Annotated in this window: 9 protein-coding genes; 1 reads left to right on the forward strand and 8 read right to left on the reverse strand. The window is 67.9% G+C overall.

Annotated elements, in window-relative coordinates; genetic code table 11:
* Positions 1–2: 2 nt before the first annotated feature.
* The 3 genes from trxA to BM070_RS09115 all read right to left on the reverse strand — a co-directional run bounded on the left by trxA (position 3) and on the right by BM070_RS09115 (position 4,510).
* Positions 3–335, reverse strand: a complete 333-nt coding sequence (gene trxA / locus BM070_RS09105; protein WP_092939282.1) for a thioredoxin — start codon at positions 333–335, stop codon at positions 3–5.
* A gap of 49 nt (positions 336–384) precedes the next feature.
* Positions 385–2,109: an ABC transporter ATP-binding protein/permease gene (locus BM070_RS09110; protein ID WP_092939283.1), complete on the reverse strand. Its 1,725-nt coding sequence runs from the start codon at positions 2,107–2,109 to the stop codon at positions 385–387.
* A gap of 85 nt (positions 2,110–2,194) precedes the next feature.
* Positions 2,195–4,510 (reverse strand): TonB-dependent siderophore receptor, encoded by a 2,316-nt coding sequence (locus tag BM070_RS09115; protein WP_245785162.1) that lies wholly within the window; start codon positions 4,508–4,510, stop codon positions 2,195–2,197.
* Between the two features lie 502 nt (positions 4,511–5,012).
* On the opposite strand from BM070_RS09115, the gene BM070_RS09120 reads away from it, so the two are divergent.
* Positions 5,013–6,470 (forward strand): aminotransferase-like domain-containing protein, encoded by a 1,458-nt coding sequence (locus tag BM070_RS09120; RefSeq protein WP_092939285.1) that lies wholly within the window; start codon positions 5,013–5,015, stop codon positions 6,468–6,470.
* 116 nt (positions 6,471–6,586) lie between these two features.
* Here the strand turns inward: BM070_RS09120 and BM070_RS09125 are convergent, their stop codons facing one another.
* The 5 genes from BM070_RS09125 to BM070_RS09145 form a co-directional block, all read right to left on the reverse strand.
* Positions 6,587–7,861: an acyl-CoA dehydrogenase family protein gene (locus BM070_RS09125; RefSeq protein WP_092939286.1), complete on the reverse strand. Its 1,275-nt coding sequence runs from the start codon at positions 7,859–7,861 to the stop codon at positions 6,587–6,589.
* A gap of 86 nt (positions 7,862–7,947) precedes the next feature.
* Complete coding sequence (locus BM070_RS09130; protein WP_092939287.1) at positions 7,948–9,033, reverse strand: phosphotransferase; 1,086 nt, start codon at positions 9,031–9,033, stop codon at positions 7,948–7,950.
* Positions 9,034–9,067: 34 nt separating this feature from the next.
* Positions 9,068–9,787 carry a Crp/Fnr family transcriptional regulator gene (locus BM070_RS09135; RefSeq protein WP_092939288.1) on the reverse strand — a complete coding sequence of 240 codons (720 nt, stop codon included), beginning with the start codon at positions 9,785–9,787 and terminating at the stop codon, positions 9,068–9,070.
* Positions 9,788–10,036: 249 nt separating this feature from the next.
* Complete coding sequence (locus BM070_RS09140; protein WP_092939289.1) at positions 10,037–10,816, reverse strand: oxepin-CoA hydrolase, alternative type; 780 nt, start codon at positions 10,814–10,816, stop codon at positions 10,037–10,039.
* Positions 10,817–10,870: 54 nt separating this feature from the next.
* Complete coding sequence (locus BM070_RS09145; protein ID WP_092939540.1) at positions 10,871–12,394, reverse strand: 3-hydroxyacyl-CoA dehydrogenase; 1,524 nt, start codon at positions 12,392–12,394, stop codon at positions 10,871–10,873.
* Positions 12,395–12,461 lie beyond the last annotated feature (67 nt).

Consider the following 12,461-nt stretch of genomic DNA (forward strand, 5'->3'; position numbering starts at 1 on the left):
GCTCAGCCTTCCAGACATTCGTCGAGGAGCTGGGCGATGCGGGTCTTGGAGACCAGGCCCACCAGCCGGGTCTTCTCCTTGCCGTCCACGAACAGGATCATGGTGGGCAGGCCGCGCACGTTGAACTGCTTGGAATATTCCTTGTTCTCGTCCGCGTTGATCTTGCAGATGCGGGCTTCGCCCGCGTATTCGTCGGCGATGTCGTCCACGATGGGCAGCAGCTGCTTGCAGGGCGCGCACCATTCGGCCCACCAGTCCACCAGCACGGGGCCTTTGGACTGCAGGACTTGTTCGTTGAAGTTGTCGTCGTTGATCTTGACGGTGGCTGAGATCATGAGGGTCTCCGGAAGAAGGGGGCAGGGATGAGGGGGGGCGTCGTTCGTGTCAGGCGGGCACCGGCAGGCTGCCGGGGGTGCCGGCGCCTTGCTGCGGCGTGAGGTCCAGCACGTGGTCGTGGTACTGGGCGAGGGATTCGCGGTGCGCCACGCTGATGAGGGTGCCCTCGGGCAGGGCGTTCAGGAGCGCCTGGTACATGGCCTGTTCGGTGGAGGGGTCGAGCGCGCTCGTGGCCTCGTCCAGGAAGAGGTAGTCGGGGCGGTGCAGCAGCGCACGGGCGATGGCCAGCCGCTGCTGTTCGCCGCCCGAGAGCTTCTGCTGCCAGCGGTCGCTCTCGTGCAGGCGCTCTTGCAGGGCGGGCAGGCGCACCTCGCGCAGCGCCTCGCGCACGCGCTCGTCGGCGAAGTCGTCCGGCTGGCCGGGGTAGCAGAGGGCGGCCTTGAGCGTGCCCTGCGGGATGTAGCTGCGCTGGGGCAGGAACATCAGGCTCCCGTCGGCCGGCTGCGCGATCTCGCCGTCGCCATACGGCCAGATGCCGGCGATGGCCCGCAGCAGCGTGCTCTTGCCGGCGCCCGAGGCGCCGCGCAGCAGCCAGCGTTCGCCGCGGCCGATGCGCAGCGGCGGGATGGTCGCCAGCGGCTCGCCCTGGGGCTTGCGCAGCGCCAGCGTCTGCGAGGCGATGGCGCTGCCTTCCTGGCGCGAGACATGGATGCCGGCCGGCCGTTGGTTGACTTCGTGGATGCCGCCGAGCAGGGCGCGCAGCCGGTTGCCCAGCGCCCACCATTCGGTGAAATTGGCGTAGGCATGGGTGAAGAAGGCCAGGCTGCTGCTGACGTGGCCGAAGGCGCCGGTCACCCGCGTCACGTCGCCCAGCGTGATGGCGCCCGAGAGGTAGCGCGGCAGCGCCGCCGCGGTGGGCAGGATGGAGCCCGTGTGCATGTAGGTCTCGCGCGCCACGATCATCTTCACGGTGCGCATGATGATGTGGCGCCAGTTGGCGCGGACGGCCTCGAAGGACGTCATCAGCCGCCGCTGCTCCTGCGGGCCGCCGTCGTAGAAGGCGACCTGCTCGGCGTTCTCGCGCAGCTGCATGCCCTGGTAGCGGAAGTTGGCCTCCACCGTCTGGCGTTGATTGAAGAGCTGGATGAGCGGCCGGCCTGCGTAGTGCGAGACCAGCAGCGCGCCTGCCGAGTACAGATAGACCAGATAGACCATGTAGCCCGGAATGGCGAAGCCGATGCCCCAGAGCGTGAAGCTCAGCGTGCCGGAGAGCTTCCAGAGGATCACGGTGAACGACACCGCCGTGATCAGCACGTGGATGGGGTTGAGCGCCAGGAACAGCGTCAGCTCCACGAACCGGGGGATGTCCTGCGAGATGCGCTGGTCGGCGTTGTCCACGCAGTCGTCGCGCTCGATGGCGTAGAAGGCGCGGCGCTGGGTCCATTCGGTGACGTACCAGTTCGTCATGTAGGTGCGCCACTCGTATTGCAGGAATTCCGAGACGGCGAAGGACACCACCATCGACACCAGCATGGTGAGCATGCCGGCCGTCCACGACAGGGCGAGCACGGGCAGCAGGCCGTCCCACTGCCGCTTGACCATGGCATCGACCACCTGGCCCGCCAGGTCGTTGGACCAGACGGCCAGATAGACGCTGGTGAACATCAGCACCAGCTTGATGGCGAGCAGGATCCAGCCGCGCCAGCTTTCGCGCGAGGTCCAGTAGGGCAGGATCAGATCCAGCAGGCGGGGGCGGGTGCCTTGGGTGTTCATGGGCGTGACGGGTGGCTTTCGGGAAGGCACTGCGGGAATGCGGGCCGGCGCGGCATGGCGCCGCGCCGGCCGGGCACTGGCGGGGTCAGAGCTTGCGCTGATAGGTCAGCATGAAGGTCCGCTTGTCGTAGATGGGCACGAACATCGCCGAGGTGGAATAGCCGTACAGCGTGCGGTTGGCCAGGTTCTTCACGCCCAGGCGCACCGACCATTCAGGCTGCGTGTAGGCGATGCCGGCATCGATGCGCGCGCCGCCCGGGGAGGTCGGGTCGCTGGTGCGCGTGCCCAGGTAGGCGTCGGTCCAGGCGCTGATGCCGAAGGCCAGGCTCACGTTGCGCAGCGGCTCGGACTGGAAGTCGTAGGTGCTCCAGACGCTGAACTGGTTGCGCGGGGCCGCGCTGACCACGACGGTCGGGTCGGCCACGTTCTTCTGCTTGAGATAGCTGTAGTTGAAGATCAGGTTCAGGCCGGGCATGGGCTTGCCTGCGGCTTCCAGCTCGACGCCCTTGGACTGCTGGCCGTCCAGCAGGTCGTAGCAGTTCAGCCGTGCATTGCGGCGCAGCACGTTGGTCTGGTCGATCTGGAACACGGCGGCAGACCACGAGAAGCGGTCGTCCACATTGCTCTTGACGCCGAGCTCCTTGCTCTTGGACTGGGTGGGCGGCACATCGAGCGAGCGGGTCGAGCAGATCGGCTGGCTGGTGTAGAGGGGCGAGAAGCTCTCGCCGTAGCTGCCGTAGATCGACGTGTTCCAGTCCAGGTTGTAGATCAGCCCGGCGTTGAAGGTGTTCTTGCCGAAGGACTTCTTGTCGATGAGCTGCGGCTTCATCCGCGGCGATGCGTAGTTCGTGCTTGTCGGGCCCGTGTCGAAGGTGGTGCGGCGCACGCCTGCCACCGCCGTCCACTGGCCCCACTTGAGCGTGTCCTGCAGGTAGATGCCGTGCTGGTTGGTCTTGTTGGCCGACTTCGAGAAGAAGGTGCTGGAGTCCCGCACGATGGGCGGGAAGGGGTACTGCGTCGGCTGCAGGATGGCCACCGGTATCTGGGCGCCCTGGTATTCGAGCGTGTCCAGGTCGTAGCGGCTGTGGTTGAAGCCCACCACGGCGCGCTGATCCACCGGGCCCGTCTTGAAGCCGTAGCTCAGGTAGTGGTCGCCGCTGATCGTGGTTTCGGTGGCGCGCTGGTTGGTGGGCGTGTAGTTCAGCACCACGTTGGGCGTGCTGATGGGGAAGAGCGGCGTCCAGAGCTGCAGGTCCGTCGTGGTTTCGGCACGCTGCATGCGGCTGGTGAACTTCAGCGCATCGGAGAAGGAGTGCTCCAGGCTGTAGTAGGCCGTCTTGGTGTTGAAGCCCGCGCTGTTGTCCGGGTTGCCCAGGCGCATGGTGGGCGTGCGGTCGATGAAGCCGCGGATGGCCACGGTGTAGCCCCCGGGCGGCATGGTGGAGTCGTCGGAAGACAGGCCGGCGATGACGTCGGTGGCCGAATCCTTCCAGCGCAGGGCCGCCATGCCGTAGTTCTGCGTGCGGCCGTCGTAGCCGCCGGAATTGTCATGGGCGCGGGTGGCCGACGCGATCAGGCGGTAGCTCAGTTCCTTGCTCTCGTTGAGCGGGCCGGCCAGATCGACGGTGCCTGTGCGTTCCGCATGGCTGCCGTAGCTGAACGTCACTTCGCGGATGGGCTCGGCCGTCGGCTTCTTGGTGACGATGTTCAGCGTGCCGCCCTGGCCGTAGGCACCTGCCAGCAGGGCCTGCGGGCCCTTGAGCACTTCCACGCGCTCCACGCCGGCGATGTTGCCCTTGACCGAGTTGGGGTCGCTGAGGCCGTTGGACAGCGTGCTGTTCTTGGTGTCGAAGCCGCGGATGGTGAAGCTGCTGGCGCCTTGCGCGCCGGGGCGGGTGATGACGCCGGCCACGTTGCGCAGCGCGTCCTCCACCGTGGGGGCCTGCTGCGTCTCGAACACCTTGGCCGTGAGCACGGTCACCGACTGGGGCACGTCCAGCAGGTCGGCGCCGCCGCGGGTCGCGGTGGAGGAGCTCGTGGCGCGGAAGCCCGTTTCGGCTTCGTCGCGCTTGGCGGTGACGGCGACGGCGGCCATCTGCTGCACGAAGACCCGGATGCTGCCATCGGCATTGCTGGCCATGGTGAGGCCGCTGCCGGAGATCGCCGCCTGCACGGCCGCCGTCTCGTTGGGCGCTTCGGTGATGGCCGGGGCGTTCAGACCCTTCACGTCGCCCTCGTCGAAAGCGACGGCCTTGCCGCTGATGGCGGCGATCGCCTTCAGTGTTGCCGACAGTGTGCCTGCCGGAATCGTATAGCGCTTGCCGGCGGGCGCTGCGGCTTTCGCCGGGGCGGTGGCGCCGCCTTGCTGGGCCTGTGCGGCGGCTGGCAGGGCCAGGGCCATGGCTGCGCAGATCAAGGAATGACGGAAGGGGGCCGAACGAGCGCTCAGGAGTTGAAGGTGAGACATTGCGGGGTCCTCAGGACGTGGGTTGGGAAATCGCTGTGAACAAATGCAATAAGCGTTCCATACGCATTGCCTTGCATCTGTCTCGTTCTATCTTCCTGGCGCCCATAGAGGAAGGCCAAGCACGAAATTCAGGAAAGCTTCTTCGGAAAGTGTTCGTAACAGTTGAATTTTTGCATAGGACGGATTGCGAGGGATTGGGGTATTCACCGATCTGTCACTGGAATGTCGCACGGCGGTGGTGCGCTCTGGCTTGAGATGGTGCGGCGGGAGCGCCGACTGCGCGGAGCTGGTGCACGGGGCGCTCGGTCGTGCCATCCTGAAAGTGTTGGAGCCGGTTGGGCAGGTGTCGGTGAATTGTGGGAAGCAGTTTCTTTCTGCGGCAGGGCTCTGTTATGCTGGACCGTCAGCTTTCCCCGGTTCGCGCCTTCCCGCCGCCATGTCCGCCACCCATCCAGCCAAACCCCAGCCCACCCGCCAGAAGACCGCCGCCGCAGCAGCGCACGGCGCCAGTCCGCTCCTCGACCAGATCTTCGATGACATCAAGGGGCGCATCGAGCAGATGTCCCTGGAGATCGGGGAGCGCCTGCCTTCCGTGCGTGCCATGGCGGCGAGCCGGGGCATCAGCAACGAAACCGTGCTGCGCGCCTACGACAAGCTGACGGCCGCGGGCTATCTGCAGGCGCGCCGGGGTTCCGGCTTCTATGTGGCCCAGGGCGCCCGGCAGGTGGGCAAGGCGGCGGCGCTGGAGGCCTGGTCCCGGCCATCGACCACCTACTGGGAGCGGCTGGTGCAGGCCGACCGGTTCCCGGGCGGCTCGGCGACAGGCTCGCTGCCGGCCGACTGGATGGACGCGAAGAGCGTTTCGGCCGCGCTGCAGGTGCTGGCGGCGCATCCGCGCAACGAGCTGTTCGGCTATGCGGGCAGCCAGGGCGGACTGCCGCTGCGCGAGGCGATCAGCGCCCGGCTGGGCGCGGCCGGCATCGAGGCCGGGCCGGAGCGGATCGTGACCACGGCCGGTGCCAGCGATGCATTGCACCTGGTGGTGTGGTCGTTCCTCGCCCCCGGCAAGACGGTGGTGGTGGAAGACCCTGCACCTTTCATCCACATCCAGCGGCTGCTGGCCAGCGGCCTGAATCTGCTGCACGTGCGCCGCCAGGAAGACGGCCCCGATCTGGAGCAGCTGGCGGAGCTGTGCGAGAAGCACCGGCCTTCGGCCATCTTCTGCAGCTCGATCCTGCAGAACCCGACCTCCACGAGCCTGTCCATGCGCAAGGCCCACCAGATGCTCAAGCTGGCGGAGCAGTACGACATGTGGATCGTGGACGACGACACCTATGGCGACCTGCTGCCCCGCAGCCGCCTGGGCGCGGTCGCCCGGCTGGCGGCCCTGGACCAGCTGGAGCGGGTGATACACATCGGCAGTTTCTCCAAGACGCTGGGCCCGGGTGTGCGCTCCGGCTTCGTGGCGGCCAGCAGCGAGCGGCTGGAGCGCATCCTGCTCATGCGTTCGGTCTCGTCGATCCAGGCGCCGGCCCTGACCGACCAGCTGGTGCACCACCTGCTGGTGCAGGGCGACTACGAGCGCCACTGCGAGCGGCTGCACAAGCAGCTGGCGCAGGCCGGCAAGGCCTTGCTGGACAAGGTGCGTGCGCGCGGCTGGGAGGCGCTGGACACCGGCAGCGGCATGTACCTGTGGGTGTCGTTGGGCCAGGGCGTGAAGGCCCGGGCCGTCTGGAGCACCCTGTTCGCGCAGGGCGAGCTGATCGCCAATGCCGAAGCCTTCAGCTACCGGGCCGAGATGGCGTCCTTCGTGCGCCTGAACGTGGCGCGCACGGACGACCGGATGCTGGACCTCATCGCCCAGGCCATCGAGGCGTCGTCGAAAGCCGCCTGACCCCGCCGCGCAGGCGCGCATCGAGCATGAAAAAAGGGGGCTTCGTGCCCCCCTTTGCTTTGTTTGCTTCGCTTTGCTTTGCTTGCGGCCAGGCCTTCGCGGCCCGTTCCGTTGCGTCAGCTGCCGCGCGTGATCGGCACGCCGGCATCGGCGCCGTAGCTGCCGTACTTGCCCAGCTCCCATTTGGCGATGGCGTTGCGGTGGACCTCGTCGGGCCCGTCGGCAAAGCGCAGCGTGCGCGCGTTCGCGTAGGCATAGGCCAGCGGGAAGTCGTCGCACATGCCGCCGCCGCCATGCACCTGCATGGCCCAGTCGATCACCTGGCAGGCCATGCTGGGCGCCACCACCTTGATCATCGCGATCTCGGTGCGCGCGACCTTGTTGCCGGCCATGTCCATCAGCCAGGCGGCCTTCAGCGTGAGCAGGCGGGCCATGTCGATCTTGCAGCGGGCCTCGGCGATGCGTTCCTGCGTGACGGTCTGCTGCGCCACCCGCTTGCCGAAGGCCGTACGCGAGGAGGCGCGGCGGCACATCAGTTCCAGCGCGCGCTCGGCCAGGCCGATCAGGCGCATGCAGTGGTGGATGCGCCCGGGCCCGAGGCGGCCCTGGGCGATCTCGAAGCCCCGGCCTTCGCCCAGCAGGATGTTGGAGACGGGCACGCGCACGTTCTCGAAGGTCATCTCCACGTGGCCGTGGGGCGCGTCGTCGTAGCCGAACACGTTCAGCGGCCGCAGCACGGTGATGCCGGGCGCGTCGGCGGGCACCAGCACCATGCTCTGCTGCGAATGGCGGGCGGCCTCGGGGTCGGTCTTGCCCATGGTGATGAAGACGGCGCAGCGTGGGTCGGCCGCGCCGGAGATCCACCACTTGCGGCCGTTGATGACGTATTCGTCGCCCTGGCGCTCGATGCGCGTCTCGATGTTGGTGGCGTCGCTGGAGGCGACCTCGGGCTCGGTCATGGCGAAGGCCGAGCGGATCTGGCCTTCGAGCAGGGGCTTGAGCCAGCGCGCCTTGTTCTCCTCGCTGCCGTAGCGGGCGATGGTCTCCATGTTGCCGGTGTCGGGCGCGGAGCAGTTGAACACCTCGCTGGCCCAGGGCACGCGGCCCATGATCTCCGCGAGCGGCGCGTATTCCTGGTTGGTGAGGCCCGCGCCTTCGTAGCCCGATGCGGCGGCGCTGTCCACCGGCAGGAAGAGGTTCCAGAGCCCGGCGGCGCGCGCCTTGGGCTTCAAGTCTTCGATGGTCTTGAGTGCCGTCCAACGCCGGCCGGCGGCGGTGTTGGCCGCCAGCTCCGCCGCGTAGGTCGCCTCGGCCGGGTAGATGTGCTCGTCCATGAAGCCGAGCAGCCGTGCCTGCAGGTCCTTGGTCTTGGGGGAATAGTCAAAGTCCATGGGGTCTCCGTGTGAAATCGGGTGCAGTGCGCGGCGGCGCCGGTCTTCAGCGATGGGCGTTGGCTGCGGTAGGGATGTAGCCAATGTCACTGCTGCTGCGCGAAGCGCCAGGCCATTTCGGCCAGCGGCCGGGCGCCTTCGCCCGAGGCGCGGGCCTGGGCGCTGGAGGCCGTGCCGTCTTCCACCCGCTTGGCGATGCCTTGCAGGATGGCGGCGAGGCGGAACAGGTTGTAGGCCATGTAGAAGTTCCAGCCTTCGCGCAGTTCTTCGGGCGTGGCCTGGGCCGTGCGCTGGCAGTAGCGGCGGATGTAGTCGTCCTCGCTCGGAATGCCGAGGCTGGGCAGGTCCAGCCCGCCGATGCCGCGGAACATGCCCGGCGGGATGTGCCAGGCCATGCAGTGGTAGCTGAAGTCGGCCAGCGGATGGCCCAGCGTGGACAGCTCCCAGTCCAGCACGGCGATCACGCGCGGCTCGGTGGCGTGGAACATCAGGTTGTCCAGCCGGAAGTCGCCATGCACGATGGAGACGCGCCGCTCGTCGCGGGCGCTTGCGGGCATGTGCGCGGGCAGCCATTCCATCAGCCGGTCCATCTCGGTGATGGGCTGGGTGATGGAAGCCTGGTACTGGCGGCTCCAGCGGCCGATCTGCCGCTCGAAATAGTTGCCCGGCTTGCCGTAGCCGGCCAGGCCCCGTTCGGCGAAGGGCACGGTGTGCAGCGCGGCGATGACGCGGTTCATCTCGTCGTAGATCGCGGCGCGCTCGGCCGGCTGCATGCCGGGCAGGGACTGGTCCCAGAGCACGCGGCCCTGCATGAACTCCATCACGTAGAAGGCGCGGCCGATCACCGCCTCGTCCTCGCACAGCGCCAGCATGCGGGGCACGGGCACATCGGTGCCTGCCAGGCCGCTCATCACCGCGAACTCGCGCTCGATGGCGTGGGCCGAGGGCAGCAGCTTGGCGACCGGCCCCGGCTTGGCGCGCATCACGTAGCTCTGCGTGGGCGTGATGAGCTTGTAGGTGGGGTTGGATTGGCCCCCCTTGAACATTTCCACCGTCAGCGGGCCGGCGAAGCCGTCCAGGTGCGCAGCGAGCCAGGCCGTGAGCGCCTGGACGTCGAAGGCGTGCTGATCGGAAACGGGGCGGGTGCCGACGAAATGGTCGAAGTTGCTCATGGATCGGGCGGTGCGGTCGGTGTGGAGGAGGGCGTCAGCTATCGGAGTCGGCGATGCGCATCAGCGCGTCGCGGTCGCGCACCACCAGGCCGCCCGGCTCGATGCGGATGATGTCCTCGCGCTCCATGGCCTTGAGTTCCTGGTTCACGCGCTGGCGCGAGGCGCCTAGCAGCTGGGCCAGTTCCTCTTGCGCCAGCTGCAGGCCGATGCGGATCTCGTCGCCATGCGAGAGGCTGGGGATGCCGTAGCTGCGCACCAGGTGCAGCAGCTGCTTGGCCAGCCGCGAGCGCAGCGGCAGGGTGTTGAGGTCTTCCACCAGCCCGAAGAGCTGGCGGATGCGCCGCGCGTGCAGGCGCAGCATGGCTTCGTAGAGCTCGGTGTGCAGTCCCAGGATCTTGCGGAAGTCGGCCTTGGCCACGCAGAGGATGGTGGTGTCCCCGTGGGCATAGGCATCGTGCGTGCGCCGGTCCCCGTCGAAGATCGCCACGTCGCCGAACCAGATGCCCGGCTCCACATAGGTCAGCGTGATCTGCTTGCCCGAGATGGAGGTGGAGCTGACGCGCACGGCCCCCTTGGCGCAGGCGATCCACTCCTCGGGCGGATCGCCGCGTGCGGCGATCAGTCCGCCGTCCTTGAAGCGTTTGACGTAGGCGCATCGAAGAATGTCGTGCCGTAGTGAAGGGGATAGGGATGAAAACCAGCGACCGGTGTTGATCGCCTCTCGTTCTTCGATGGTAAGAATGGGGTCGTCCATGTTCTGTCGTTTGCGTGACTGGGATGCGGACCATTGTCGCGTGGGGGACCGGCCCGCTCCGTCGGGTTTTGTCGCCTGCGTGTCAAGCGGCAGGGAAGGGGCGCAGGCCCGCCAGCGCAAGGCGCGCCATGCCGCCGGCCCCGCGGGAGCGGGCGCCACTGCGCTCGCCCCGGCGAGGCCGGTTCGGTGGGATGAAGAGAGGAGCGAAAAAGCCCGCTAGCGCTCGCGGATCAAGCGCATGCAGCTATGCTATTGATAGCGAGGCGCGCGCTTTTCGAGGAAGGCGGCGATGCCCTCGCCCGCATTCGCATGCTGCAGGTTGCGCACGAAGTGGTCGCGCTCGGCGCCCAGCTGCGCGTCCAGCGTCTGCCCGGGCGCTTCGCTCAGCAGTTCCTTGATGCTGGCGAGCGCGTTGGGCGCGCGCTCGTTCAGCGTGGCGGCCAGCGCCAGCGCGTCGGCCAGGGCCCGGCCCGGCTCGGACAGGCGGTTGACCAGGCCCAGCGCATGCAGGCGCTCGGCCTCCACCCGGTCGCCGCACATCAGCCATTCGGTCGCCAGCTGGCGGGGCAGGGCGCGCGCCAGGCTCCACGACGCGCCGCCGTCGGGCGAAAGGCCGATGCGGCAATACGACATCACGAAGGCCGCGTTGCGCGCCGCCACGATGAAGTCGCAGGCCAGCGCCAGCGAAAAGCCCGCGCCGGCCGCCGCGCCTTCGACGGCTGCGATCACCGGCTTGGGGTAGGTGCGGATGGTCTCGATCCAGCTGTGCAGGCCTTCCACGCCCTGCGCTTGGGCCTCGGCGCCTTCCTGGCGGCGCGCCTGCAGCCGCTGCAGGTTGCCACCGGCGCTGAAGATGCCGTCCGCGCCCGTGATGACCACGCTGCGCACGTCGTCGGTGCGCTCGGCCACGCTCAGCGCCTCGATGCCGGCGGCGTAGATGGCGGGGTCGAAGGCGTTGCGCGCCTCGGGGTTGCGCAGGGTGAGGATCAGGGTCTGGCCCTGGCTGGTGCTGAGGAGTTCTGCGGGCATGAGGAGGGCGTGAATGTCGCGGGCAGGGGGCCGGGCCGTTCGGGCGCGGTGGGTTCAGTCTTCTTCGACGTGCGTGAGGCTCAGGCCGATGGCGCCGCGGCGGCGCAGCCAGGGGCTGGGCCGGTAGCGCGTGTCGCCATAGACGGTCTGCATGTTGAAGAGCACTTCCAGGATGTTGGTCGGGCCCCAGCGGTCGCCCATGGCCAGCGGCCCGAGCGGATAGCCCAGGCCCAGCGTGACGGCGGTTTCCAGGTCCTTGGGCGTGCAGATGCCCTGCTGGCAGATGTCGCTGGCGATATTGATGATGGTGGCCACCACGCGCTGGGTGACGAAGCCGCCGCTGTCGCGGATCACGCTCACCGCCTTGCCGTCGCGCGCGAAGAGGGCGTGCGCGGCATCGCGGATGTCGCGGCGCGTGGCCGGGTTGGTGGCCAGCACGCGGCGCTTGGTGGCGGCGTCTTCCACCAGCATGTCGATGCCGATGGTGCGCGCCGGGTCCAGGCGCTCGACCACGGCCACGGTGGTCACGTCGAAGCCCAGCGGAGCGACCAGGGTGATGGCGGTGGGCGAGGGCGATGTGCCGGTCTCGATGCGCGCGCCCAGATCCTTGAGCAGCTGGTAGAGCTCGGCGCGGCGCGAGGCGCGGGGCGAGACCCACACCGGCGGGATCTCGTTCACCTGCGGCACGGGCTGCTCGGCCGGCACCTGGGCGGCGCCCTCCACGTAGCGGTAGAAGCCTTCGCCCGTCTTGCGGCCCAGCATGCCGCCGGCCAGGCGTTGCGCGGTGATCACACTCGGGCGAAAGCGCGGCTCTTCGTAATACTGGTGGTAGATCGATTCCATCACCGGGTGCGACACGTCGAGCGCGGTCAGGTCCATCAGCTCGAACGGCCCGAGCCGGAAGCCGACCTGGTCGCGCAGGATGCGGTCCACCGTGGCGAAATCGGCCACGCCTTCGCCCACGATGCGCAGCGCCTCGGTGCCGAAGCCCCGGCCGGCGTGGTTGACGATGAAGCCCGGCGTGTCCTGCGCGGTCACGGGCGCGTGGCCCATCTGGCGGGCGAGTGCAGACAGGCGCTCGCAGGTTTCCGGCGCCGTCTTCAGGCCGCCGATCACCTCCACCACCTTCATCAAAGGCACCGGATTGAAGAAGTGGAAACCGGCAAAGCGTTCGGGCCTTGTCAAGCCCGCAGCCAGCGCCGTGATGGAAAGCGACGAGGTATTGCTTGCCAAGAGCGCATCTGCTGCAACAATGGTTTCCAATTGAAGAAATAAATCGCGTTTAGCGTCTCGTTGTTCAACGATGGCTTCCACCACCAGTTCACAGCTCTTGAAGGCATCCAGCGTGTCGGCGGCAGACAGAAACTCTCGCCACTGCGCCGCCTGGGCGGGCTCGATGCGGCCCTTGTCCGCCATGCGCTGCCACTGCTGGGCAATGGCCTGGATGGCGTGGCCTGCCGCCTGCGGGCGGGTGTCGAACAAGGAAACATGGATGCCGGCCTGGGCCGCGATTTGAGCGATGCCTTGCCCCATCGCTCCAGCGCCTACGATACCGACTGTACTGAATGGTTTGATCATGGGGCGCATTATCGCGACCCATTCCGGGAGGGGCTCATGTGCCAGAATGACGAGAGAAAAAAAGAAA

Origin of the sequence: Paracidovorax wautersii (assembly GCF_900113035.1) — a bacterium.
Lineage (GTDB): Bacteria > Pseudomonadota > Gammaproteobacteria > Burkholderiales > Burkholderiaceae_C > Paracidovorax > Paracidovorax wautersii.